The organism is Microseira wollei NIES-4236, assembly GCF_020521235.1.
GTDB lineage: Bacteria > Cyanobacteriota > Cyanobacteriia > Cyanobacteriales > Aerosakkonemataceae > Microseira > Microseira wollei.
Window position 1 is genome coordinate 56,329 of sequence record NZ_BLAY01000014.1, and the last position, 25,784, is coordinate 82,112.

General features: G+C 45.2%; 22 protein-coding genes and 1 pseudogene. 11 read left to right on the forward strand and 12 right to left on the reverse strand.

The window, feature by feature from the left end:
* Nucleotides 1-74 precede the first annotated feature (74 nt).
* Complete coding sequence (locus MiSe_RS06690) at nucleotides 75-770, reverse strand: DUF6629 family protein (protein WP_226576374.1); 696 nt, start codon at nucleotides 768-770, stop codon at nucleotides 75-77.
* Nucleotides 771-1,481: 711 nt separating this feature from the next.
* On the opposite strand from MiSe_RS06690, the gene MiSe_RS06695 reads away from it, so the two are divergent.
* The 3 genes from MiSe_RS06695 to MiSe_RS06705 all read left to right on the forward strand — a co-directional run bounded on the left by MiSe_RS06695 (nucleotide 1,482) and on the right by MiSe_RS06705 (nucleotide 8,003).
* A complete protein-coding gene (locus tag MiSe_RS06695) occupies nucleotides 1,482-4,304 on the forward strand; it encodes a DUF8459 domain-containing protein (RefSeq protein WP_226576375.1) in 2,823 nt (940 codons plus the stop codon).
* Between the two features lie 488 nt (nucleotides 4,305-4,792).
* Entirely contained in the window at nucleotides 4,793-7,135 is a 2,343-nt protein-coding gene (locus tag MiSe_RS06700; RefSeq protein ID WP_226576377.1) for a nitrite/sulfite reductase, read from the forward strand.
* A 274-nt stretch (nucleotides 7,136-7,409) separates the two neighbouring features.
* Complete coding sequence (locus MiSe_RS06705; protein WP_226576379.1) at nucleotides 7,410-8,003, forward strand: hypothetical protein; 594 nt, start codon at nucleotides 7,410-7,412, stop codon at nucleotides 8,001-8,003.
* A 218-nt stretch (nucleotides 8,004-8,221) separates the two neighbouring features.
* Here MiSe_RS06705 and MiSe_RS06710 read toward each other — a convergent pair whose 3' ends face one another.
* The 3 genes from MiSe_RS06710 to MiSe_RS06720 are packed head-to-tail and all read right to left on the reverse strand — an operon-like array spanning nucleotide 8,222 to nucleotide 8,853.
* Nucleotides 8,222-8,395: a ribbon-helix-helix domain-containing protein gene (locus tag MiSe_RS06710; protein WP_226576381.1), complete on the reverse strand. Its 174-nt coding sequence runs from the start codon at nucleotides 8,393-8,395 to the stop codon at nucleotides 8,222-8,224.
* Between the two features lie 53 nt (nucleotides 8,396-8,448).
* Nucleotides 8,449-8,625, reverse strand: a complete 177-nt coding sequence (locus MiSe_RS06715; RefSeq protein WP_226576383.1) for a ribbon-helix-helix domain-containing protein — start codon at nucleotides 8,623-8,625, stop codon at nucleotides 8,449-8,451.
* Nucleotides 8,626-8,652: 27 nt separating this feature from the next.
* A complete protein-coding gene (locus tag MiSe_RS06720; RefSeq protein ID WP_307731205.1) occupies nucleotides 8,653-8,853 on the reverse strand; it encodes a ribbon-helix-helix domain-containing protein in 201 nt (66 codons plus the stop codon).
* A gap of 180 nt (nucleotides 8,854-9,033) precedes the next feature.
* Between MiSe_RS06720 and MiSe_RS06725 the strand changes: the two genes are divergently transcribed.
* From MiSe_RS06725 to MiSe_RS06735, 3 genes are all read left to right on the forward strand, one after another.
* Nucleotides 9,034-9,243 carry a hypothetical protein gene (locus MiSe_RS06725; protein ID WP_226576388.1) on the forward strand — a complete coding sequence of 70 codons (210 nt, stop codon included), beginning with the start codon at nucleotides 9,034-9,036 and terminating at the stop codon, nucleotides 9,241-9,243.
* A gap of 287 nt (nucleotides 9,244-9,530) precedes the next feature.
* Nucleotides 9,531-10,880 (forward strand): D-alanyl-D-alanine carboxypeptidase, encoded by a 1,350-nt coding sequence (locus MiSe_RS06730; protein WP_226576390.1) that lies wholly within the window; start codon nucleotides 9,531-9,533, stop codon nucleotides 10,878-10,880.
* A gap of 79 nt (nucleotides 10,881-10,959) precedes the next feature.
* Complete coding sequence (locus MiSe_RS06735; RefSeq protein WP_226576392.1) at nucleotides 10,960-11,442, forward strand: adenosine-specific kinase; 483 nt, start codon at nucleotides 10,960-10,962, stop codon at nucleotides 11,440-11,442.
* A gap of 505 nt (nucleotides 11,443-11,947) precedes the next feature.
* Here the strand turns inward: MiSe_RS06735 and MiSe_RS06740 are convergent.
* Together MiSe_RS06740 and MiSe_RS06745 are read right to left on the reverse strand one after the other, a co-directional pair.
* Nucleotides 11,948-12,982, reverse strand: coding sequence for a cyanophycinase (locus MiSe_RS06740; RefSeq protein ID WP_226576393.1), 1,035 nt, complete (start codon nucleotides 12,980-12,982; stop codon nucleotides 11,948-11,950).
* A gap of 568 nt (nucleotides 12,983-13,550) precedes the next feature.
* Nucleotides 13,551-13,726, reverse strand: a pseudogene (locus MiSe_RS06745) (transposase); the annotation flags it as partial.
* 460 nt (nucleotides 13,727-14,186) lie between these two features.
* Between MiSe_RS06745 and MiSe_RS06750 the strand changes: the two are divergent.
* Both MiSe_RS06750 and MiSe_RS06755 read left to right on the forward strand, forming a co-directional pair.
* Nucleotides 14,187-14,411, forward strand: a complete 225-nt coding sequence (locus MiSe_RS06750; protein WP_226576395.1) for a hypothetical protein — start codon at nucleotides 14,187-14,189, stop codon at nucleotides 14,409-14,411.
* Entirely contained in the window at nucleotides 14,401-14,829 is a 429-nt protein-coding gene (locus tag MiSe_RS06755; RefSeq protein WP_226576397.1) for a type II toxin-antitoxin system VapC family toxin, read from the forward strand. The genes MiSe_RS06750 and MiSe_RS06755 overlap by 11 nt, the downstream gene beginning before the upstream one ends.
* On the opposite strand, the gene MiSe_RS06760 is transcribed toward MiSe_RS06755, so the two are convergent.
* Both MiSe_RS06760 and MiSe_RS06765 read right to left on the reverse strand, forming a co-directional pair.
* Nucleotides 14,787-15,986 (reverse strand): RNA-guided endonuclease InsQ/TnpB family protein, encoded by a 1,200-nt coding sequence (locus MiSe_RS06760; RefSeq protein WP_226576398.1) that lies wholly within the window; start codon nucleotides 15,984-15,986, stop codon nucleotides 14,787-14,789. The genes MiSe_RS06755 and MiSe_RS06760 overlap by 43 nt on opposite strands.
* Nucleotides 15,987-16,104: 118 nt before the next feature.
* Nucleotides 16,105-16,269, reverse strand: coding sequence for a hypothetical protein (locus MiSe_RS06765; RefSeq protein ID WP_226576400.1), 165 nt, complete (start codon nucleotides 16,267-16,269; stop codon nucleotides 16,105-16,107).
* Here MiSe_RS06765 and MiSe_RS06770 point away from each other — a divergent pair.
* Nucleotides 16,268-16,414, forward strand: a complete 147-nt coding sequence (locus MiSe_RS06770) for a hypothetical protein (RefSeq protein WP_226576402.1) — start codon at nucleotides 16,268-16,270, stop codon at nucleotides 16,412-16,414. The two genes, MiSe_RS06765 and MiSe_RS06770, sit on opposite strands and share 2 nt — an antisense overlap.
* Here the strand turns inward: MiSe_RS06770 and MiSe_RS06775 are convergent.
* Nucleotides 16,398-19,442: an eCIS core domain-containing protein gene (locus MiSe_RS06775; protein WP_226576409.1), complete on the reverse strand. Its 3,045-nt coding sequence runs from the start codon at nucleotides 19,440-19,442 to the stop codon at nucleotides 16,398-16,400. The genes MiSe_RS06770 and MiSe_RS06775 overlap by 17 nt on opposite strands.
* A 97-nt stretch (nucleotides 19,443-19,539) precedes the next feature.
* On the opposite strand from MiSe_RS06775, the gene MiSe_RS06780 reads away from it, so the two are divergent.
* Nucleotides 19,540-19,689: a hypothetical protein gene (locus tag MiSe_RS06780; RefSeq protein WP_226576411.1), complete on the forward strand. Its 150-nt coding sequence runs from the start codon at nucleotides 19,540-19,542 to the stop codon at nucleotides 19,687-19,689.
* A gap of 211 nt (nucleotides 19,690-19,900) precedes the next feature.
* Here the strand turns inward: MiSe_RS06780 and MiSe_RS06785 are convergent, their stop codons facing one another.
* Nucleotides 19,901-23,206, reverse strand: coding sequence for an eCIS core domain-containing protein (locus MiSe_RS06785; protein ID WP_226576413.1), 3,306 nt, complete (start codon nucleotides 23,204-23,206; stop codon nucleotides 19,901-19,903).
* A 95-nt stretch (nucleotides 23,207-23,301) separates the two neighbouring features.
* Here MiSe_RS06785 and MiSe_RS06790 point away from each other — a divergent pair, with 95 nt between their 5' ends.
* A complete protein-coding gene (locus MiSe_RS06790) occupies nucleotides 23,302-23,487 on the forward strand; it encodes a hypothetical protein (RefSeq protein ID WP_226576415.1) in 186 nt (61 codons plus the stop codon).
* Here the strand turns inward: MiSe_RS06790 and MiSe_RS06795 are convergent.
* Complete coding sequence (locus MiSe_RS06795) at nucleotides 23,473-23,991, reverse strand: hypothetical protein (protein ID WP_226576417.1); 519 nt, start codon at nucleotides 23,989-23,991, stop codon at nucleotides 23,473-23,475. The genes MiSe_RS06790 and MiSe_RS06795 overlap by 15 nt on opposite strands.
* Before the next feature lie 3 nt (nucleotides 23,992-23,994).
* A partial coding sequence (locus tag MiSe_RS06800) for an eCIS core domain-containing protein (RefSeq protein WP_226576418.1) occupies nucleotides 23,995-25,784 on the reverse strand: 1,790 nt, incomplete at its 5' end.

Consider the following 25,784-nt stretch of genomic DNA (forward strand, 5'->3'; position numbering starts at 1 on the left):
AGGGGTTTTCGCTCCGGATTTGGTATGACGCAGGAGACTGTCAAGATGCATATCAAATCGGGAGGAGAAAGAGACTATTGCTCTTGTTCCATCCCCAACATATTCCCTGACACTGGTTTGACCTCCCGTTCCAGGATATAGACGATGTAGATCGATAAAAGCGCCGCAAAAAAGCACCACACCGAAATAAAAGCATAGTAAAAAATTACTTGAGAAAATAGCATTGACAATAAAATAAATGCGCCAAAAGTATTGATGTTTTGGTTGGAAGCAATCAATAAAGGAACTGCAACGATTAACGCATAAATTATGCTGGCAACCTCCCTATACATCGGAAAATCAAATATTAATTTTGTTCTGTAGGCAATCGAGCAACTACTCGCGTCGATTTCCAACCAGTTAGAATTGGCGATCAAAGGAAGATAGAGTAAGGCTCCATAGACAAATCCTAGAATGGCAAACATCAGGCAAACATGTTTGATTTTTTGGTTGCGCTCGCTTGCCCAAACTAGAAATGGCATCCAAAAAAGCCAAAACCAATGGGAGAAGAATAAAAACCCCAGAGAACCAATATCAATGTCATGGAAATTGTTTGAATTAATACCTAACCACACTACACCTTCTAATGCTTGCTGAATTCCAAAGGCTAAGGGGGTAAATGCTAATGGTAAATACTCTGGATCTTTAGCAAGTGCTGTTTTGATACAATAGATTCCACTGGGAACTAATAAAGCACTAGCCGCAAAACTAGCTGTTGCAGAAAAGCACATTTGTATTCTCCTTATTTGCAAAATTGCTAATTGCTAATTGCTAATTGGATTTAAAGGAGATGTACCCATAAACGATTACCTGTTGCCAGTGACCATCGATGTAACTAGCAACTTCGGTAATCTACGCTGATCTTTATTGTCGCAATTGGTACGGGGGATTGGCAACAGATATTGATAGTAAAATTAATGTATAAAATGCTACTTAATATTTGGGGATAGTGGGTGGAATCCTGATGCCAAAAAAAACTATACAGCGGATTGCAAGTGAGTGAGGTACAGCGAAATCGCTTCGTTTGTGTAGCGGCACCCTTAAGGGTGCCGCTACACAAACGAAGGTGTACCTCATACGACTGCAACCCGCTATAGATGGAGTCGTTGCCTATGCTACTGCATCCCTCAATCGCGAAATGTCAATATCAAAAATAGTATTGAAAACTAACTCTTGCTTTGATATCTGTCAGCGCTCTTGGATGATACGGAGAAGGCAAGGGCGTTAGATAGGCAAAAAGTAAAGTTAAATTAAATTAGTGTCTCATTACACCGATTTAGCTGTACATTTGAAATTAGGAAAGTGTCGATATCCTGACAGCAACAATTACTACACCAAATTTTTCAGTGACCCGTTAGCAAGTCACCTGTCATCCTTTATGGTTTTCTTCTGACAACCAACTGGTAACTGATATTAAATATTATTGAGCATCCAGTCAGACTATGAAAAGACGTTGGCAGATATTGTTCGCCTTGGCTTTGGCAGCATTTTTGTTTGTGACAGCTATGCCATTAGTTTATTCTCAGCCACAAGTTTTACCTAATCAAACTGAGAATGATACAAAATATTGTCAGAATAAAGAGAAATTTAATGCTGTATGTTTGGACGATCACTTCCTCTTCTTCATTCATAATAAAAAGGCAGTTGGAAGCGAAATTAGAAATAAAAATCGAAATGAAGTTAGAGGCTACGAGCAACAGGAACGAGTCAAAATAATAGCCCAAAGAATTAAAGAAATTGCTGATAATTCCTCAATCAAAACCGACTCTATTAGAGTAGATAATTGGAAGGTAAAAATAACCAATATAGTCTCGCCGCTAGGAGTCATTGTAACCTTAACAGAAGATGATATCACCGCAGCAAAAGTTATGCCTGACAACAAGGAAAAATTAGCAGATATCTACCTGCTAAAAATCAAAAATAATATTGATTTATATAGAAACAAGAAACATATTACTGAGCATGTTGGATGGATAGAAAATATTAAAAATTTTTTCTCCCAGCCGCAGGCTTCATTCCTATTAATTATAATAATAGTTGGCTTTATTTTTTTAATTGTGGTATTTGTAAAAAATTGGAATTTTGTCGTTGAAATTTTTGGAAAATTACTGCAATTTTTACTTATTTTAATGATTTTTGCGTTAGTAATTAGAGCGAGCTTAATCTTTTTTTACGCTAACTTTATTGACGCCATCTTTCCAAGAGAAAATTTAACGAAATCCGATATTTCAGAACTTTTAACCCATAGTTTTAGTTTATTACAGATGATTGGAATTCTCCTGGTGTTAGGAGTTCTTGCTTTAATACTACATTCTCTTTCTAGCCAGAAAGAATGTATCATAATTCGACCCTTTGAGAACGACACTAAAGGACAATACCCAGAGAACATTGGTAAAGCCATTACTGATTCATTAATTGAGGAATTAGAGAGAATTCGCCAAATCCATGCCTTATTCAAGGATGTAGACACCCAAGACATCAAGCTAGCACCTCGTCTTGACCGAAAAGTTTATTTTGATCCGCCTCGGATTCAAGAAAATCCATTAGAGCAACTCCAAGGGATCGGTACAGTTGAAGTTAGTGGAACCAGATTCACCCTCGATCCTATCCTTTTATATCTCAGGCATGTATGGCCTTTTGGAGGCATCAATACAATCATCACAGGTAGCTTACAAACCTATAATTCTGACAATCGTTTAGTCGCGAAATTAAGTTCTAGCACCAAAGTTAGTGCTTTAGAAGTGACTCACCGAAACCAGCCAAGCGTATCAATACCTGAGATGATAAGAGAGCTAGCCTTCAAAATTGCTTGGTCTTTGCAAACAACCAATAGTATTTCCGCTAAAACCTGGGAAGCATTCAAGTGGTTGACAGAGGCAACTGACGAGTACTGTCAATATAGGCAAAATGGAAAACTCGGACATCTTGACAGCGCTTACAACCATTGTCAAGCAGCAATGAAAGCTGAAAAACACTATGAAAGCGTTGCGGATTTATTATATCTAGTTGGGATTGCCTATTTAGAACAGAAAAAATGTGACAAGGCGGAGCAAGCTTTGCTGTTCTCTATTCAAATCAATCCTAGAAGCTCTAAAACGGCTAATTTTCATCATGGGCTAGGGAATGTGTATTATGCTCAAAGAAAATTTGATTATGCTCTTGAGCAATATCACCATGCTATTCGGTTAAACGAAGAGTTTGCGAATTGTTGCGAGCGTCTTATCAAAATATATCCTAAGAATGTCAATCCTTATAATGGCCTTGGCAACGTCTATTCGGAACTAGAAAAGTCTCCAGATGTCTTAGAAGAGAATTACCGAAAAGCTTCTCAACAAGATTTTAGATTATGGAAGCCATATAACAATCTTGGTCTTTCCTACTTATACTGCTTAAATAGCGATCCAAAATACTATGACAAAGCTGCTGAAGAATTTAGAAAAGCCATTGAGTGTGACAGCCATCAAAGAATTAGCAATTGTACGATGAAGCTAAAAATAGCGCATTTAATTAGTTGGTTTAAATGGGTTAAAATTGCTCGCTTTATTTTAAAAAAAGATTACCAGATGGATCGTATTTTTGGGAACTGGAAGAACAAAATTTCTCATCCTCATAGTGGATTAGGTTTGGCTTATTTTTATAAATACTATAAATTCCAAAATCAGGAAATAAAATTGCTTGAGAATGCCAGAGAGGAAATGCATAAAGCCATTGATATTGATGGTAATGTGGCTATATTTTACTGGAATTTTGGGTTAATTCAATTGGGATACTTAGTCCAAGAAACAGAATATGAAAAGAAAGATGAAATAATTAATGATGTCATTAGTTGGTGGAAAAAAGCACTTAAAATCTTGGAAAACAATCATCAGCATGATATAATTAATGAAAGCGTAAAAAGTGTGGAAATTGTAGATTGGTATGAAAATGAAGAAGCACAATATACTTTAATAAGAGCGTTGGACATCGTAGAAAAGTATGAGAATGATGATGAAGCATTATCTCGTGGCATCTACAGATATGTCATTAATGTTTTTGAACACGGGCAATCAAATCCTACAAACACAATGATTTTGAGCAACATAGAAGCGCTGTTGGAGCTACAGGAATTTTCGTTAAACAAAGCTTATTTAAATAGTCTCAAGACAGATTTAGAAACAATATATGAAATTTTAAAAAATCAGAATCTACCAGACAAGTATAAAAATTTGCCATCAGCCTTGAAAAAACTATGCGATCGTCTCTCTGGTAAGCGATCGCATTACTAAGTTACCTTAAACTCAAATATACCTCAAAAATAGCAAGTTTTTTGGCTGTTATTCAGGCTGGAATTACTGGTCTGACTGGATATTAGCTCCATAAGCTTACTCTCCTTCCCTACATAGCTTACTCAACTATATGGAAATTTGCCGCCACATCTAACCCAACACCCAACCCCTCTGCTGTGTTTCCCCTGCACAAGGATGCTCGCCTAGCTAGCCCTTGGCATATCGCAATCCATTAAACCTAGACCATATTCCTTGTGGGGTGGGCATTTTGCCCGCCAAAGAGGGGAGTTTTTGCAGAAGTCTATTGTGCATTGCCACCTTTGTTAAGAGACGGGGAAGCGATCGCACAAAGCGCCCGATCTTAAGTAACGGTGAAAGTTTGACAAAATATAAACTCCGCTAGACATTTTAGAATTTTGTAGGAAGATGGTAGATCGCATTGTTGGCCCACCGAGCCGCAGCTACTAAATTTCTTTTGGACTCTGACGATGACCAATCAACAAAACTTAACTTGGAAAGCCGCTTTAGCAGACAAAATACCTCCTCAGATGGCAGAGGAAATTGATACGTTTGAAAATCAAATGACCTTACGCTGTCAGGGGAAGCTGGACGAAAAAGTTTTTGCGGAATTGCGCCTGCGGCGGGGTGCCTACGGTCAACGGTATGACAATGGTTTCCGCTACGATGGCGAAAAAACCCAGGAAATTGCTTTCCCCCATAAAGCATTGACCAAAGGTCCGGAAACTAAATGGGAAGCCCCTGGTATGCAGCGGATTAAAATTCCCTACGGGGGCATGACTGCCGAACAAATGGAAGTGCTGGCTGATGTGGCGGAGGAATATTCGGATTCGATTCTCCACGTCACGACGCGCCAGGATTTTCAGCTGCATTTTATTTCCATCGAGGATACCCCCGACATGCATCGCCGTTTGGCTGCGGTAGGTATTACTACTCGCGAAGCCTGCGGCAACTCGGTGCGAAATGTTACTGCTTGTCCCCTAGCTGGCGTGTGCCACGATGAAGCTTTCGATGTGTCGGGATATGCCGATGGCATGACTCGTTATTTCTTGGGACACCGGGATGTGCAGGACTTTGGTCGCAAGTTTAAGATTGCCTTCTCCGGTTGTTCGCAGCACCCCTGCGGTTTGACTTATATGCACGACATGGGGTTGATTGCGACGACAAAGGTTATCGATGGCGTCGAGAAACAAGGTTTTGAAATGTATGTGGGTGGCGGTTTGGGCGCTGTGCCTCATCTCGCTAAACTGTTGGATGAATTTGTGCCAACTGAAGAACTCCTGCCTTTGTCCCAAGCCGTCGCCAGGGTATATGCTCGATTGGGTGAGAAGAAAAACCGCAACAAAGCGCGGATTAAGTTTCTCGTTTCCAAGTTGGGAATTGAAGAATTCCGTCGCTTGGTGAAAGAAGAACGCGCCGCTTTGGATCATGACCCCAAATGGACAGAATTTCTCCAAACTTTGTCTAAATTTGCAGAATCGGGATTGCCCCAGCCAGTTTCTGCCGGACAATCGATCGATTTAGGTGCAGACGCAGAAGCGTTGGAGGAATGGAAGTCTACTAATCTTTATCAGCAGCGACAACCAGGTTTTGTTTGCGTTGCGATCGCTCTCCCTTTAGGTGACCTGACTTCCCAGCAAATGCGCGGTTTAGCCGACATCACTCGCCGCTTTACCCGCGATACGATTCGCACAACGGTCGAGCAAAATATCCTACTGCGCTGGATTCACGAAGCCGATTTGCCTGCGCTTTATTTAGCGCTGAAAGCCATCAATCTCCACGCTGCCGGCGCACATTCGATCGTCGATATTACCGCTTGTCCCGGTACGGATACTTGCAAGTTGGGTATTTCTAGTTCGCGGGGATTGGCGGGTGAATTACGCGATCGCTTAGCCGTAAAAGGTTGGCAATACGATACCTCGCTCAAGGATATTCGCATCAAAATCAGCGGTTGTTTCAACTCCTGCGGTCAGCACATGGTAGCCGAAATTGGCTTCTATGGAGCAAATCGCCTCATCGATCGCCACCGGGTGCCCCACTTCCATCTGGTTTTGGGCGGCGAATGGGATAACAACGCGATTCAATACGGACAGTCCCTCGGTGTAATTCCCTCCAAGCGCGTGCCAGATGTAGTGGAATTCCTCGTTGATTTGTACCTGCGAGAACGGCAAAATGGAGAGAAATTTTCCCAATTTGTCAACCGTATCGGCAAAAAAGAAATCAAAGATCGGATACAACCATTTACTGAAGTTCCACTCTACGCCGTTGACAAATCCTTCTACGTCGATTGGGGTGATGCGCGGGAATACACCATCGGCGATATCGGGATTGGAGAATGTGCGGGAGAAGTTGTTTCCCTCACCGATTTCGGCGTAGCAGCGGCGGAAAGTATCTACTTTGATGCCACCTTACTGCTGGAAGGGAACTCAACTAATGGGAACGTCAAGCAAGCAGCAGACAAAGCACTCGAAGCGATGTTGAATGCCGCGCAAGCGCTGGTGAAAGTGCAAAACGTGGATATTCCCAACAATCCGGAAGCGATCGTTAAGGAGTTCCGCAAATATTTCTACGATACGGAGTTATTCTTTGACCCGTTCGCCAGAGGAAAGTTTGCCAGCTACCTGTTCAATGCTTACGAACACCGCAACGATGACACCAATTTAGACCGCGCCAAGCAATTAATTGAAGAAGCGCGTCTGTTTATCGAAGCCGCTCATGAATGCAATACCCGCATGGTGCAAGCTGGTATTACCAATCCTGGTAGCTTCAAAAAGTGGCTGATGGAACGGGAAATGCAGTTGGCTAATGGTTAATGGTTAATGGTTAATGGCTAATGGCTAATGGCTAATGGCTAATGGCTAATGGCTAATGGTTAATGGCTAATGGTTAATGGCTAATGGTTAATGGCTAATGGTTAATGGCCTTTTCCTATTAGCAATTAGCTATTAGCAATTAGCAATTAGCAATTAGCAATTAGCAATTAGCAATTAGCAATTAGCAATTAGCAATTAGCAATTAGCAATTAGCAATTAGCAATTAGCAATTAGCAATTAGCAATTAGCAATTAGCAATTAGCCAGCAAATAATTTGAAGGAACAAACACAGATGAATCTCGATCGTTTTTGCATTAAATTCTTGGCTCGTCCGGAAACAAATATCGATGAAACTACTTTTATCGATGTTTTTCACGAATGGATTCGCTTAGGCAAACTGCAGGGGACGTTGATTGATGTAGCGGATTATAGTCACGTGCCTAATGGCCCTGGCATCATGCTGATTACCCATGAAATCAACTATGCAATGGATCGTGCCAATGGAGAGTTTGGTTTGCAAGCTCAACGCAAGTTAGGGGAAGGCGAAACCCATCAAGACCGCATTTTAGATTTGGCTAGGGCAACTGCAACTTTTGGGGCATTGCTGGAAGGGGATAACCGCGTTGCCGGAAAATTGAGTTTGGAAGGCAGTAAATTTTATTACATGGCGAACGATCGCTTGAATGCACCCAATACCGAGGAAGCGTTTGCTGCCATCCAACCCGATTTAGCAGCAGCAGCAGAGAAACTGTATCCGGGACAACAAGTATCGATTACGCGCCTGGAAAATGACCCGCGCGATCGCTTAACCGCTATTGTTCAGGTAGAAAACTCGGTGGATATCGCTAGTTTAGTCGCAGCCGCATAGCGACGCGGTTATTGTAGGGGCACGGCATCAATAAACTTTGCCGCTAACGAGAAGGTTTTTGCCGCCGTGCCCCTACAACCAATTTAATCATTTAGATGCAACCGGAAACGATATCATATCATGTCCGGTTGAATACCCATAGTTAGGACTGACGCGGGGACACACCAGATGGGGAGACGCGGAGAATTTTAATTAAGGGTGAAAAGCCTGACATGATATCAATTATCGCGCCCAGAATCCTTTGCTTTCTGCGCTTGGCGCTCTTTTACAGCTTTGGTTAACAAATAAGTTGCCAAACTACTGATCGATCTGCTTTCTTCTTCTGCCCATTCCTCCAAAGCTTTCTGAATCTCCTCTGGCAGGTATGCAGTAACGCGCCCCTTTGCAGCCATTAGTCTGACAGCGAAATATATCAACACAGTTTATCTTACGCTGCGCCGATGGTTTAAGCGCGATCGCTTCCAGTTTGTTTCTTTTTCTCTTCAACACGCTCCCTCACAGCTTTTGCTGCCAAGTGAGCGAGCAAGTTTGCCAGTGAGCGGTCTTCTTTTTCTGCCCACTCTGACAAGACTTGATACACATCTTCTGTCAGGGTAACTGTAACTCGCAGGCGTGGTGGCATTTGTAACCATTGTTTGATTTCAACAACTCAATTATCGCGCCCAGAATCCTTTGCTTTCTGCGCTTGGCGCTCTTTAACAGCCTTGGTTAGCAAATAAGTTGCCAAACTGCTGATCGATCTGCTTTCTTCCTCTGCCCATTCCTCCAAAGCTTTCTGAATTTCCTCTGGCAGGTATGCAGTTACGCGCCCGCGTGCAGCCATTCTTCTTACAGCCAAATCTCTTAACATAGTCCATCTTACGCTGCTGCGAGTCGATACAGTTATAAATGTTACATAACATGCTTTTTTAAGTCATTTTACGTCATAGTGTGTTATTATTACACCTATAAAAAGTCAAAAGCCAGCCCGAAACTGTGGAAAGTGGGGGCTGGCTCTGGCTCCGTTATTAATTTGGAGACAAATTCCATTATGACTGATCGAGAACGCTTGAATTGTTGGGCTATTGCTCGTCTATTGCCGAATCAGCAATGGATGATAATTGCTCGGTTTCGCAGTCGGTCAGATGCAGAGGGTCACTTTCAGTTTCTGCGGCGAAACATGCCCAATGTGCAGATGAAGGTTGTGTTCGATATGCAGACAGAGCAATTGTGTCCAGCACAGGCTGGCGATCGCACCTAATATCGAGTAGAGACGTTACATGTAACGTCTCTACTGGTATGGTTAATGCCGTTGTAGGGGCGGGTTTTACCAACCAATCTGTGGAATCACGAAATATGCAAGTTAAACCCGCCCCCCGCGCGAACCGGAGATGATATAAGCGATCGCAAACCGTCTCGTAAAACCCCAGAAACCCGGTTTTTCTAAAAAACCGGGTTTCTAATGCCCAAATCAAAGCTATTGACTATGTTGCCCCCACTGTTGTAAATCAAAAGAGATTTTCCTGCAAAACTTCCCCGATTAACCTAATGCTAAAAATAAAACCTTTAATTGCTAGCTTATCCGTAATGTTACTTGCTATGGGTGCTGGATGTACGGGAAATTCGGAAAAAAACACTTCGGCCCCTGAAGCTAGCCCAGTAAAAAAAGAAACACAAGAAGTGAAATCAGAATCACCCGCAGCCCAAGCAAGTAAACTGGTAACCGAACCGCCAAGCAATCCAGATCCAGCAATGCAACAGAAAACGCAACAATACGTTAAACAACTAGCTGCTAAAGGATTTACGGCGAAAGGTCAAGGGATATGGATTCAATCGGGGAATACGCTTTTAGCGAATCACCAAGGCACAGTACCCCTACCTGCGGCTTCCCTGACCAAGGTGGCAACCAGCCTAGCAGCGCTTTCTACCTATGATGCCGATCGCCAATTTATCACGGAAATTGGGGCAACTGGGCCGATTCAAAACGGCGTCTTGCAGGGAGATTTGGTGATTCAGGGGGCGGAAGATCCGTTTTTTGTTTGGGAGGAAGCGATCGCTCTAGGTAACACTTTAAATCAGCGGGGAATCAAGCGGGTTACAGGTAACTTAGTTATCGTCGGCAAGTTTTACATGAACTACGAGCAAAGCGCCCTCAAATCGGGTAATCTGCTCAAACAAGCATTGAATTCTCGTCTTTGGACTGCACCCGTGGCAACCCAGTATCAAACTTTACCTCCCGGAACACCGCGTCCCCAAGTAAAAATTGATGGCTCGGTGCAGCTTTCTCCCATCACTCCCAGTCAGGTAAAGCCCCTAGTGCGTCATTATTCATACCCGCTAACCGAACTGCTGAAAAAAATGAATCGGTACAGCAACAACAAGATGGCGCAGATGATAGCCGATTCGGTCGGGGGTGCAAAAGTGGTAGCAGAAAAAGCAGCCAAAGCAGCGGGAGTCCCGCAAAAGGAAATTCAACTAATTAATGGTTCCGGATTGGGAGAAGAAAATAAAATTTCTCCCCGCGCCGTCATAGCAATGTTTTTAGCAATTCAGCAATATTTGTCAACTAAAAACATGACAATTGCCGATGTTTTTGCCGTTGTAGGACAAGATCAAGGTATCTTAGAACAGCGTCAAATTCCGCCCCTATCGGTGGTTAAATCGGGGAGTTTAAATCGGGTGAGTGCTTTAGCGGGAGCATTACCAACTCAGCAGCAAGGAATTGTTTGGTTTGCGATTCTCAATTCTGGCGGAGACTTAGAGAGATTCCGCGCCGAACAAGAGGTGCTGTTAAAAAGTTTTGTGCAACAGTGGGGAGGGGTGTCGTCATCGCCTGCTGAGTTAACTCCATTATCCGAGAGTAAAATTAAAACATCTCGCGACGAAATTGTGAATTAGTTATTGGCTAATTGCTAATTGCTAATTGCTAATTGGTCGGTAGTATAACTAGGCGTGCAAGTTTAAGTTGGAGGTCAAGATGGAACTCAAGTCAGTGGCAATGGAAATTACTGAAGGCAGTAACATTATTATTGGTCACAGCCACTTTATTAAAACAGTTGAAGATTTGTACGAGATTATGGTGGGGACTTCGCCACAGGTAAAATTTGGCATTGCCTTTTGCGAAGCATCTGGGCCATGCTTGATTCGAGTGGTGGGAAATGATGAAACTTTGCAAGCAGTGGCGACTAAAAATGCACAAGCACTTGCCGCCGGACATAGTTTTGTGATTCTGTTAAAAGAGGCATTCCCAATTAACTTTTTGAATGGCATTAAGCAGTGTCCGGAAGTTTGCACAATTCATTGCGCGACAGCCAATCCCGTGCAGGTAATTGTGGCGGAAACTGAACAGGGACGCGGCATTTTGGGAGTTGTAGATGGGTTTTCGCCCAAAGGTGTGGAAAGTGCTGATGATGTGAAGGCACGCCAGGAATTTTTACGCAAGATTGGTTACAAACTCTAATGGGTCAGGACTTACGCAAAGAAACCCGGTTTCTCAAGGTCTCACCTTTGTTTCTTTTCTCGACCTGCGTCAGTCCTGTGCAGAACATGCTGGCAAGCAGATGGGATTCTCAGTAAGTAGGTGCAGGTAAATAAAGAGAAAATAGTTATCTAAGCATAGGGCAGGCAGAATGCCCACCCCACAAGAATTTCAGATCTCTTGTGGGGTGGGCGTCCCGCCTGCCCTGTGTTCAGTTTATTTATACTCACCTACTTATATGGGGAAACCTTTTACGATACAGGAATAAGATTGCCGAATTTAGCAGAGGGTGGGCGCAGAGGACTGATATCGTTTCCTTAGGCATCGGAATTACGACCTGTAGGGGCTTTTCTTGCAATTAGCAATTAGCAATTAGCAATTACCCAGAAACGCCGATCATTCCGATGCAACCGGATTTGATATGACAACTGCTGCGATAGAAGCATTACCCACCCAGGAAGAGGCTCTCAATTGACTGTACCACCGATTAAGACGAGATTGGTTTTCGTTTAAAGCCGGACTCTCCGCCAGTGGTAAACCAGTATTCCCAGCTGCCGCCAGAAGCAGTTGACCAATTATTGAGGTCAAAGCGTCCGCTTCCTGCTGGAGTGCCTGAAATTTTATAGACTTTAACAGCTTGTCCGTTATGATGCCAAATTAAGGGCAAATCCTGTTTAATTTGTTCGGGGACTGCACCATTGGTTTGCAGAAAATAGGCATCTTGTCCTTGAGTGGTTCCATTGCCAAACACCTGAGCGATTCCTTTCTCATCAATCGCAACAAAGGCACCTTCTTCTAACCCAATGCCAAAAACCGGAAGTTGATTGTTTTTGTCATGCAAGATTCTAGCCAGAAAACCAAAAAGTCTCCCATATCTTGTTTCCGGATGTTCCTCATCAATCCGGTCTAAATGGGTGTCAGTGATTACATTTTTGAGAATGGGGACTTGAATAAAGTCGCTGCGATAAATATCTTTGGTATTGTGGTGAAAGGGATTATTCAATATTTCTGAACTCAGCACACCTTGATGGGCTGGTGCATAATAATAGTCTCCCAGAATAGCCATGCCAGCACTGGTTCCAGCAATCGGAACTTTTTTGTGATTAATTAAGTAATTAATCGCGTCTTCTACGGCTGAGCCTTCCCAATAGTCTTCATACTGATTCTGATTCCCTCCAGCGATAAATAGGGCGTCAGCATCGCGGATGTATTGGATAACTTTGGGATGGTTGGCTGCTTCTCGGCTGTCGATAGAAAGTTCAGCGGCTGAACTGACAAAATCTCTATAATTATCGCAAACCCAAGCAGCCTGAGAGCCAATCTCACCGCAGCGAAGAACTAAATAATCTCCCCGATTTGCTCGTTTGAGGAACCATCGAGTGGCTGAATCTTCTCCAGATTTTTCCCCTTCTGCGCCGCCAATCAATAGAATGCCACCAATAGGTTTGGCAGCGGTACTATTAACGGTTCCGCATTCAATAACATAGTCAAAGTTGCTAGAATTTTCCGATGTTGTTACCATAAATTTCATCCTTGCTCAGAAGCCGAAGGCATGGCAAGTAGCTGCTCTCAACGCTAGTCAAGTAGTGCAATGAGTTAAGCTTGAGCCTACCCTTCATTTCGTTGATGATATATCACCAGGGTTGCTCCCCTAGAATGCCATGTGCGATTCGTTCCTGTCAAAATGGAAGGTCATAGACCCGAAATGTACACATGGCAAAGGCTCCCAGCCCTAAGTATCGGCTGAAACGTTCCTTTGATACCAAATCCGGCTCGACAACCCCGGATACGAGCTTTGCGACATTGACATGATTCAATGCCAGTTATATAATGTCCGGTTCTTCACCCATAGTTAGGAATGACTTGGGAGAACGGTGACACGGTGACGCTCTGAGATTTTTATTAAGGGTAATTAGGCGGACATCATATTAATTGCTTTAACCCAAATTCCATCAATTCAGATGCAGCCGCCTTCCTTTGAGGAAGTTCGGCTTCGAGTTGAGATAGCATTGATTGGATAGAAGCTCGAAGTTCTAGCTGTTCAAAAGGGAAACTGGAAATAATTGGCGGAGAGTTTGGTTCTTCCGTACTTACTGTGCTAAAATTTTAGGAAAATGCCAAAAAAAAGTAGGGCGCGAACCTGAAAGTTATGAAAGTTTCTAAATCCAAACCCGCAGGGTTTTAATAATTTTAACTTATTGTTGATTCCTGGGACGATTCCATTCGTTGTCCTTTGTTCAAAATCCCCAACTATCTCCCCTAACCAAAGCAGCGATATGCCTCCCTTCCGCACTCGCGAAAGCACCCACGCCCGCAAAAATTGCCAAGCGATCGCATTGTTAGTTTGACTGAGACTCTAATCTTTTTAATTCGACTAAGTAGGTGAGTATACATAAACTGAACACAAAGCGGGCGTCCCGCCCACCCCACAAGAGAGCTGAAATTCTTGTGGGGTGGGCATTGGATCCCGCCCTATGCTTACATAACTATTTTCACTTTATTTACCTGCACCTACTTATAAGATTTTGAGCCTGATTCGCTAGAATTAAGAACCGTTGTGGAACCCTCCTCTTCAACCGCGATCGCATTACAAGATCGGTGATTGATTTGTAGGATGGGTTGGTGGCAGTGTAACCATGCAGGTGTTGGGTTTCATTGCCTCAACCCAACCTACGGCAAGGGCGATCGCATTAGAATAAAGTCAGCGTTGAATAGATGGCATTCTAATGGAAGTTCTTCAACTTACAACGGCTGTAGATGAATCGGGACATTTACGTCTTGATATCCCTACACAACTTCCACCAGGACAGGTAAACGTTGTGTTGGTTCTCAATCCCGTAATGGCATCTGAATTTCAGAAACTCAACTATAATTTTTCTGACCTAGCAGGGCGTTTGACCGGGCGAGGAGATGCAGTCGCCGTCCAAAGGGCGTTACGAGATGAGTGGTAATCGCTACATGCTGGACACCAATGCAGTTGTGGCGCTATTGCAAGGAAACACTCAACTCGTTCACCTGCTTCAAAATGCCGATTGGATTGGAATTTCGGTGATTAGCCAGAGCGAATTTCTGGTGTTTTCTGGGCTGACTGAAGCCGATCGCCAGCTTTTTCGGGAGTTTCTTCAGCGTATAGAAATTATTGGTATAGCGGCAAAAGATACAGCATTGATTGAAAAAATCATTGAAATCCGTCAACAATATCGATTGAAATTACCCGATGCAGTAATTGCGGCGATCGCAATGCAGAATTCAGCTAGTTTGGTGATTGCCGATCAAGAGTTTGCAAAATTGACACTCCCCCGTCTGAAGAGCGGGGGATTCTTGGTTCACCGAGCGATTTTGCCCAGACTTGTTGCCAAATCCGGGTAGAGAATCATCTCTCCCCAAGCGTTAGAAGTTGACCTGTGTCCCACGGTACTTGTTAACTGATAGCCAGTCTGCTTTAGCGCTTTTTCCAAGATATTTATTGCAGCATTATGGTCGCGGTCTAAAACGCATCCGCATTGACAAATATGGGTGCGAATAGACAGCGACTTTTTCACTGTTTCACCGCAGCCGGAACAATTTTGGCTGGTATATTGAGGTGGTACTCCCACCACCACTTTTCCATATACCTTGCCCAAATACTCCAACCATTCGGTGAACTGCGCCCATGCAGCATCGCTAATCGACTTGGCTAAATGGTGATTTCTCACCATGTTCCTCACTTGCAGTTTCTCAAACGCCACGAAATCGTTAGATTTCACCGCGCACAATGCCGTCTTAACGGCAAAGTCTTTACGCTGGCGGGAAACTTTTAGATGCTTGCGCCCCAACTTTTTAATTGCCTTTCGGCGATTATTAGAGCCTTTCTTCTTCTTAGAAACGCGACGTTGTAACCTTTTTAAAGCCTTCTCACTCTTTAGCAGGTGGCGGGGATTCTCTACCTTGTTTCCTTCGGAATCAGTATAAAAGGCAGCTAATCCAACATCCAATCCTATGGCTTTACCACTAGGCTTGCTATTGATGTTGCGTAAGACTTGAATGACAAACTGAGCGTAATAGCCATCGCTACGCCGCACTATTCTTACCCGTTTAATCTGCTCGATCTGGTAATAGTGGAGATCTCGCGTTCCTATCAGTTTTAACCTACCAATACCGCATTTATCGGTAAAGTTGACGTACTTACGGTCGTCTGATAGCTTCCATCCGCTGGTTTTGTATTCCACAGAGCGGTTGCGTTTCTGAAACTTGGGATAACCTTTCTTCCCCGGCTTGCCAGACTTACAGTTATCATAAAATCGCTGCACCGAAAACGATGCTCGCTCAGTTGCTGCTTGCCTTGCTTGGGAATTAAGTTTATCTGCGAAATCGAATTCTTTGGCTAAGATGGCGCTTTGCTTGCTAAACTCAGACAGTTTAACGCCACGATTATCCATCCAAAATCTAATTGTTTTGTTGCGAATAAATTGAAATATTCGGATCGCTTCGTCAATTGAACGGTATTGTTCAATTCTTCCTTTGATTTTGAATTCGTAGACAATCATGGCGTTTTTTTTCGACCTATAATTATTTTACTTTGGGTTAGTCATCTATCAACTACCCAAAATAAAACGTTACGAAAGACTGCACCTTTAGTTGCTCGCGTCCGATTTCATCCCTGCTCTAAAGAGACAGGGCTTTCATCGTCCCGCTATTCTTGGTAACCTCGTTAACCGTAATTAGTTGGTAGCGATCGCACTTTTCCTGTTCAATTCCAATCGCCACTCTCGATAATGGCAGCGATCGCACTGTAGCACTGTAGGATGGGTTAGCGCCAGCGTTACCCATGCAGGTGTTGGGTTTCGTTACCTCAACCCAACCTACGGTGAGAGCGATCGCACTCGATGTTGGGTTTCATGCTTCAACCCAACCTACGGGCTACGGGGGAGCGATCGCACTACGGGGGAGCGATCGCACTACTTGCCTTTCATAGTCTTGAACTCCTTATTCCACTTCCCATCTAGATCAAAACTGAGTCCCATAACCCCACCCACCTCATCGTCCATCAGTTTTACTTCCTCTGGTGTGCAGGTACGCAGGATGATGATAATGGTTTCCTGGGCTAAGTCGTTAGTTCGACCATTAGCCAGGAACTCCACTTCAGCCCGCTTATGTTCGTAACTCTGTGCTGCCCAGTAGGTAGGACCGACGCTTTGGATCAGTTTTCGGCAAGTATCACCGTCGATTTCCTTCCACAGTTTATGCCAACCAATCTTGCCAATCAGTTGGGTAGCCTGCTCAGATGTCGCTGTTTTGAGTAGCTCCACAACCATTGCTTGCTCATCGCCCATTGTCGCACCTTTGAGAACGTCCTGAATCAGTTTTTCCCTTTGCTTGTGCGTAAGCGACTCAATCCCACCCTTCGTCTTGATCGCCTCTTGATAGTATTCAACGGCGTTGTCGTCGGTATCATAACCACCCACACCGCCCAGCCAAGCAATCGAACCAGGAGTATAGTTGAGGATTTGAACAAATGTATTGGCGACGCTATCGGCACTACCCTTGAGTCTAGCCAGAGCGCCTTCTCTCATGGCAAGTTCTTTTTCCGCTCTGAGTGGCTTTTCCATTTGGATTTCTGCCCCTAAGATCTCTGCCTTTTCGTTGGCGAATTTCGCGATCGCTTCCTTCATTTTCGGATCTGCCATGAGTTCTTCGACTGAATCCACCTTCCACTTCAATCGCTTGTTCTCTTGCTTAGGATCGCTGTCATCCAAAGCCTTGGGCCAAAGCTGTTCAGCGCGGTAAATCCCATTTATTTGAAGCGAACTTGGCTCTTGACCTTTGTAAGCTGCCTCAACCTCTTGTAGGCTAGCCTTGACTCCTGCAACTGCCTTAGCCATAGTGTCAGAGCCAGCGGCTAACGCGCGATTTTTCTCGTCGAGTACCTGACCATCGCCAACCAACTTTACGACCTCGTTACCGACCTGAGCATTAACTCCTTCCTCGTTGTCGTTGTCGTGAACAGCACCGGATATGGCGTCACCGAAGGTGAGATCGGGAATTCCTTTTGCACTGACTACCTCATTGAAAGTTTTTCGCGCTTGTTCCCAGAGGACTTGTTCTGTAAAAATTTGAGCCACACCGGATTGATTGTTCAGGTGATTGGCAATACACTCAGCCATCCACCACTTCAGATTTACCCAGAACATCGGCACTTTCTTGTCCCAGTGTTCTTTGATGGAGATTCTCTCAGGACGCATATGTCCAGCTGCGTAAGCATCAGTCAGGAAGTGGCTGGCAAATCCTTCGTAGAGCATCGCTTCATCTTTCGGTTGCCCTTTCTTTCCAGCCTCGAAAGCTGCCTTGAGAGCCAATTCGTGATTTTTTCGGTAGCTTCCCGCATTATTGACAGGAACTTTTTTCGGCTTGCCATCAGGGCCAATTACGGGGTTGCCCTGTGCATCTTTTTCCACGGCTTCATCCTTAACCTTGTCTTTAAAGTCCCGATTTTGGTCTCCCTCTTGCGGATTAGTAAAGTGGGTGTAGTTACTGCCAGCCAGCTTGTAATACCTTCCCGTGACTTTTTTGATCGTATCCTCACTAAATTCGCTCTCGCGGTTCTTTTGTCCCCGAATCTTGACGTAGATGACGTACTTGATCTCTTCGAGTCCTTGAGGTGAGGATGCGAGTTGTTTGATTTGGTCTACGGAGCCGAAGAAATCGGCGATCGCAGTTAGGTCTCCAAAAGTTACCTTCAAGCCGGGAGCAAGTTCCACCATCTCTTGAGTGGCCTTGTCTCCCATAGCCTTGTGTTCGTTCGACTCAAAACGCTGGATAGTAGGAGAACTTACTGTTTTTAGCTGCGGCTCAAACCCACCAGCCTTAACTAAAGAAGGCTTCAGCTTGCTCTGAAGGCGAGAGTTGGGCCTAGAGAAGGTCTGAACCCCACCTGTCTGCTGCACCACATGAGTCAACTCATGTGCTGTCAACTCATCCTTACCAGGTGACTTCCCCGACCCAAAGTAAATATCGCTACCGTGCGCGAAAGCTTGAGCGCCTAATTCCTTATTCATTTGAACGGCAGCACCGTCCGTATGCACCCGCACCGAGCTAAAATCAGCACCAAACCGTGGTTCCATGAAGCCTCGCACTTCATCGGATAAAGGGCTACCTCTCCCCTTACTGGCACTCAGTTGGCTTTCTACATTGCCGCTTGCCTGGGACTTCCCCTCTGGTGCAGCTTTAGCTTGCACTTCCTCTTCAAAGTTTTCCTCTGGTGCCATTTCCCTTTGGATGCTACCCGAGTGAGGTTTGGTTTGCACTTCCTCTTCAAAGTTTTCCTCTGGTGCCATTTCCCTTTGGATGCTACCCGAGTGAGACTTAGCTTGCACTTCCTCTTCAAAGTTTTCCTCTGGTGCCATTTCCCTTTGGATGCTACCCGAGTGAGGTTTGGTTTGTACTTCCTCTTCTTTCTTTTCCTCTGATGCCATTTCCCGTTGGATGCTACCCGAGTGAGGTTTAGTTTGTACTTCCTCTTCTTTCTTTTCCTCTGATGCCATTTCCCGTTGGATGCTACCCGAGTGAGGTTTAGTTTGTACTTCCTCTTCTTTCTTTTCCTCTGGTGTAGTTTCTCGTTGCACCAGTGGAGCGATCGCAGCTGCCAAAGGCTTTGTTTGTACTTCGTCTTCCTTCTTTTCCTCTGGTGCTGCTTCCCGCTGAATTGGCTCCTCATTTTCCGGCGCAGGCATCGTCATGACTTTATTTGCGATCGCATCCGCAACAGGCTCATACTTATCTCCAGGTGCGCCGACTGAAAGCTTTGCCTGTACACCCGCTCGACTGGGTGCTTCTACCGTTACCCGACTCCAGTCAAAAGGGCGTTTTGCCTGCACTGAAGGCGTCTGCTTTGGCGCTGGCGCATCGTAAATTGGGTCGCTGAAAGGTCGCTGCTTTGATGAACTTTTTTGCACCGGCATCGAAGAATTCGAGCCAGATTTTTTCTGCGCCCATTGCCTGCTCATATGCCGCCTCAGCTCTACGCCTATATCTCAGTATTTTCCCTTAGTTTGGCATAGTCATTTCCAGTCACACCCAACAAAAAATAAATCTTTACTTGACTTGACAGAGAAAGTGTTATATCTAGGTTTTGACTTCAGAGTGGCGATCGCGCAGCGTGCCGGAGGCATATCGCAAAAATTACCAAGCGATCGCATTGTTAGTTTGACTGATATCATGTCCGAGCGATCGCCCATAATTGCAATCTTATAAAATCAATGGTTTCAGGCATTTTTATTAGGGGTGATTTGCCGGACATCATATGAGACTATAATCTTTAGCCAAATGTTGATCTCTTCAAACAACTTGCTATGCGATCGCCAGCCTTACATGACTACACAATTTTCAGGTCAAATGGCTATATGTAAAACGGGGAAAGGGTTTCAGCCAACGGAAGTTGCCCCCTGGGGGGCAACTTCCGTTTCTACTTGAGATTGCGGCTAGATCTGGTCTTGTTACGCCGCAGAATACTTTCGTAGACGGATTCCGCATCGGTAGCGATATAAGCATCAAAAATAGGCTTCCACCATTGCGTATCATCGGGATGAGAGATAAACAGATCAACGATGTTCATTAACTGCCCAACACCTGGCCTCTTCATCGTCTCAGCTTCCTGACCCTGGGCATCGCGCTGGGTCAAATAGGTGCCTTCTTTAGCGGAGCGTTCTTTTTCTTCTTTAGCGCGTTTGTCTGCCTCACTCAGTAATTGATCGTGAATTTTCTTGCTTTGATCTGGAGCGCTTTTGTTCTTGTACTGATACATTTGACCATCGCCAAAAAGTGACTTATCACCCTCACCAGGGTGGTTAGCCCAAACCACTTGTAGTTGAGCCTCGCTATGTTTAACCGCTTCTACTGCCAGTGAACGGGCTAGGCCAAAGAAAGGCGATCCTTTTTCGTGACCGGGTTCCTCTCCCTCGTCATGATGGCGGTTCAGATCTCCATCTCCCCCTTTTTTGTCGTGTTCGCTGTGGGGTTCGTGATCTTTGCTGATTTCAGAATGTGAAGGTGGCAGTGGCTTCAGGGATTTATAATACTTGCGAACACCCGGCTTGCCGTTTGCATTTATCACTTCTTCTTTAACTTCTTCAACTGAACCAACAAGAGATTCCACCTGGGCTTTTGGCATCTTGGAAAGATCGCCATTTTTTAAGCGGGACTCAATCGAAGTTTTTTCTTCAATCTCTTCGACTTTTTCGTGGAAGTAATGCAGGGCATCCCCCAAATCTTTGTTAAACTCCGCATTAGGATCTTTAGGATCGAGAGGTTTGCCTTCTTTTTTCGCTTTTTCTTTTTCAGCTTGAGAACGACCTGACAAACTATCAATAATCGATACCAACCCAGCCACCACTTGTGCTTTAATTGCTTTTTTGATCTCCTGTTCAATTTTCTTCACTTCGGCATTGATCGCTTCGATCAGCCAGTCAATTGGGAGCAGCAACTTCTTGGCGTAAGCGGCATACTTCTGAACCAGAGCAATCATTTGGTTGGCTTTTTTATAAATTCCAGCGTAGGTACTGACAGCATCCGTAATGGGTACTGAACTGGTCAGATGCTTGAGTCCGGTAGGCAATTCGACCGTCCAGGGTTTGCCGATTAATCCAGGACTAATCGGTATGCTTTTCCATTCCAACTCAATATCTGGAACAGGTGCCACCATCCCAGCATTAGAAAATCCTTCCAAAATTTTTGCTCCAGCAGCTCCCGCAGGCTCACTCGATAATGCTGCTTTGATGGCTGACCAGCCTCCCTCCCCTCCTTCGCGAGCAATTCCAAACATCATATCAACACAAGAAAGAAGGGCACCTTGCAGCTTGGGCAACTGGGGCATCAGGATGTGGGCAATCGATACCATCGTATCGTCACCGCCAAAAGTTCCTGTAGTCACTGCTTGACGTTGTTTGCCTTTATTTTTGGGGTCGGCTTTTTTCTCATCGTAGAGAGTGTCAACGTAGTAGCCTTGCGCCGTTTTACCGTCTGTGCCACCTTGTTTATTGTTTTGAGCTATGACTTTTTCGGCAAATTGAGTAGCAGTTCTGTTCTCGTCTTGCTTGCCTTTATGCTGAAGTGCATTGGTAATGTAGCTATTGAGGGCAACTTCAACAAAATTTGAGTGGGAAAAATAATCCTCGACCGCATGGGAACCAGCACCAAATTCGCTACGACCCTGGGGTGTTGCACCCAAGGCAGCCGCTTTGAGCCAGCGTTTTTTGGTTGCTTCGACACTATTATAAATATGGTTGGTCAGTCCACTGCCGGAGACTTTATAAAGATCCGGATTTTCTACCTGTAACCCTTTGATCGCTGACCCTTGTAACTGCTGGTCTCGGTCTTTATCCACCGGACAGTCTGTTGGTCCCACTACGGGTAATGCCACTCTCGGTGCGCCGATTTCAATTTTGGTTCCTTCTTTGTCTTTGGCATTAGGATTGGTATTTGCCACAACTATATCGGCAGCACCAGTCCCCATTGGGTTGTCGATGTGTTCTTCCGGACGGTAAGCTCCAATATTATCGGCAGTTTTCTTGCCACTCTTGGGATTTATCTCGCCACCAGTCACCAAGGTATCAGCTACCTGGGGACCAAATTCAAGAATAGCCAATGCCTGGATTACTGCCGTAGTGATGTCGTGGCTTCCTTTAGCCCCAATCTTGGCTCCTTTCGGACTCGTCACGTCCTTCGGCAAGCCTTCGAGAGCCTCGATTACCTTGGGAACGTTGAGCTGATTCATATCTCGCATGAAGTTACCGCTGTATATCTCAGCGACACCTTGTTTTTTAGGATCTCCAGCTGCGAGTTCGGGTTGTCCACTTGCCGCTTCCGCCTCAATGCCGCCGTGTCCATGCTTGCCAGCACCAAAGCGGCGCAGTTTGCCAGAATTTTGATCTGTAGATATAGCCGTGGACTGGTAGCGCTTGATGGCAGCACCAGTTTGCTGCACCACATGAGTCAACTCATGCGCCGTCAATTCATCCTTACCAGGCGACTTGCCCGCACCATAGTAAATATCGCTACCGTGGGCGAAAGCTTGAGCGCCTAATTCCTTGTTCATCTGCACTGATGCTGCGTCTGTATGCACTCGCACATGGCTAAAATCGGCACCAAAGCGGGGTTCGGCGAAAGCACGCACTTCGTCTGCTAATGGACTTCCACCCCCTTTACTGGCATTCAACTGATTCTCTAAATTGTCGCTAGTCTGAGAACTTTCTGCTGCTGAAACTTTTGCTTGTACTGGCAATTGATCTTCCTGCTCTTCCCCTGGTGCGACATCGCGTTGAATGCTAGCTGTTTCGAGCGATTTTGCTTGTACTTCTTGCTGCTCTTCCTCTGGTGTTACATCCCTCTGCACCAGTGGCGCGATCGCATCTGCCTCTTGTTCAGCTTGCACTTGATCTTCTTTCTTTTCCTCTGGTGCAGTTTGCAGCCCTTCTGGCTCCTGATTTTCCGGTGCAGGCATCGTCATCACTTTAGTTGCGATCGCGTCTGCAACAGGTTCGTACTTATCCCCAGTAGCACCAAATGAAAGCTTTGCCTGTACTCCTGCTCGACTGGGTGCTTCTACTGTTACCCTACTCCAGTCAAAAGCGCGTTTTCCCTGTACTGAAGGCGTCTGCTTTGGTGCTGGGGCATCGTAAATTGGATCGCTGGATGGGCGCTGCTTTGATGAACTTTTTTGCACCGGCATTGAAGAATTCGATCCAGATTTTTTCTGCGCCCATTGCCTGCTCATATGCCGCTTCCCCTACACCTAAATTTCAGTATTTTCCCTTAGTTTGGCATAGTCATTTCCAGTCACACCCAACAAAAAATAAATCTTTACTTGACTTGACAGATAAAGTGTTATATAGGGATTTTTACTTCAGCTTTGGGTGCGATCGCAAAAATTACCAAGCGATCGCATCTCGCCAAGATAGAGCGATCGCACTCGCACCCGTAAAAAACACTAACCGAGCGATCGCACCTCACTTAACTTTTATCCAAAAATGCTTTTGCCGCTTACTTTGTCCTTGAGGCAATCTGAGAAAGCGCGATGTTAATTTCCTCCTGCACCTGTTGTGATAAATTTTCTTTTTTCTGCAAAAAGTGCAAAATTTCCAGAGCTTCAGATCCTCCAAGGTCTCCAAGAGTACCAGCTAAAGCTTCGAGTAAGTCATTGCTGGCATTGTTCAAATCTAAAACTTCCTTGAGTTGCGTGACTGCCTTCGGATTGCCCGTACAACCCAAGAGACTAACCACTAAAGGCGGACCCGTAGGACGTAACTTTTGAAGTAGAGCTTCAGCAAGAGCATCGGGGTAATACCTAGAATACATTTCCAGAAACTCTCCCAAATCTTCTAGTAAGGAGTCGCCTTCAGCGTCTAGTGCAATCAAAGCTTCTACCAATTCAGTTGCAGCTGATGAGCCGAGGTTGTGAGCTTCCTTCTCCATCTCGCGATACACTTCTTCGATAGAGCCTTCTGGTCCTAAAGGAAACGTCCACTTCTGGAGTTGGCCTCGAAGCACCGTCATGTCCATCGGTTATTCCTCCAGTACCAATTCGTAGATCGTGCGGGTAGTTTCTGAGCCAATCCAATAACCAATACCACCAGCTATCAGAGTCCCCACGCCATGAGCCGCCCATGCCCACGGACCTGCTGCGTCGGCTGGCGCAAACCAAGTGGCAAATGCAGCTGCGGCTGCTGAAGCACCTGCCCACCCACCAGCACTTTCCACAACTGCTTTAACTTTATCTTGGGCATGATATATTTTGTAGGCTTCTGCCGCAACAGCAACCACAATCAGGATACGCCCACCGTATCTAAAAACTGCTTTTACCCGACCCAAATTTCTTTGGCTAATCAGTCTCCTAGCTGCCTCTGCTACAGTGGGTTCCGCAGAAGCACCGCTTTTCTCCAGCGCTTCAACAACTGCGGACATACCGCCCTTAACATTAATCTTTGTTCTATCTGCTACGACTAGGAACTTACCATTTCCTTGTTTGGAGAATCTGCTGTTTTGCAGGATTACCTCGCCGACTTTCCCCTGTGAGGAACGCACCCGCCTTCCCACCTCTTCCCACATAGCTTTTTCCGCCATCCGCTCTTTAAACTTCCCGCGAACGGTTCGGCGCTGTTTGCTAGTCAGCTGTTGCTCATCAGGGATGTTAGCCGCTCTGCGATATTCCGCCTCTGCCACTGCGTCAGTGATTTGATTTAGTTTCTGGTTAAATATTTCCACCAGGTCAGCTTCTTGAAAGATCAGCGGGTTTGCAGGTCTCATCGCCTCTACGGGAAGATTGACGCTTTTTTCAGAGCCAACCCCAACGTAAGGATTACCTTCTGAAACCATCCACTCGCAGCCCCCAAGGCTTAAATCCGGTCTGAAGGGAGGCTCCCCTCTGGACATATTTTCTAGAACCTTAACAGCAACATCTGGAGTAACAGCCTTAGTACCTGAGACTTTAGTGTCTCGTTGTATTCGGGTTTCGGCTTGTAGTAATTCGCTTGTAGTTCTGCCTTTTAATATTTGTTGGGATTTGCGATTGACTTTGTTATTTTGCTTTGCATTCAATCGGCTCTGACCCGTCTGCTGCACCACATGAGTTAACTCATGCGCCGTCAACTCATCCTTACCCGGAGACTTGCCTGCCCCAAAGTAAATATCGTTACCATGAGCAAACGCCTGTGCGCCCAATTCCCTATTCATCTGCACGGCAGCGCCGTCGGTATGCACCCGCACACCGCTAAAATCAGCACCAAACCGGGGTTCCATGAAGGCTCGCACTTCATCCGATAAAGCGCTACCACCTCCCTTACTGGCACTCAGTTGGCTCTCTACATTGCTGCTTGTCTGGGACTTCCCCTCTGGTGATGGTTTAGTTTGTACTTCCTCTTCCTTGTTTTCGTCTGGGGCAGTTTCCCTTTGAATGATACCTGGAACAGATTTAGCTTGCACTTCCTCTTGTTTGTTTTCCTCTGGGGCAGTTTCTCGTTGAATGCTACCCGAGTGCAGTTTAGTTTGTACTTCCTCTTCCTTGTTTTCCTCTGGGGCAGTTTCTCGTTGAATGCTACCTGGAAGAGATTTAGCCTGCACTTCCTCTTGTTTGTTTTCCTCTGGTGCCATTTCCCGTTGAATGCTACCCGAGTGAGGTTTAGTTTGTACTTCCTCTTGCTTGTTTTCCTCTGGTGCCATTTCCCGTTGGATGCTACCCGAGTGAGGTTTAGTTTGTACTTCCTCTTGCTTGTTTTCCTCTGGTGCCATTTCCCGTTGGATGCTACCCGAGTGAGGTTTAGTTTGTACTTCCTCTTGCTTGTTTTCCTCTGGTGCCA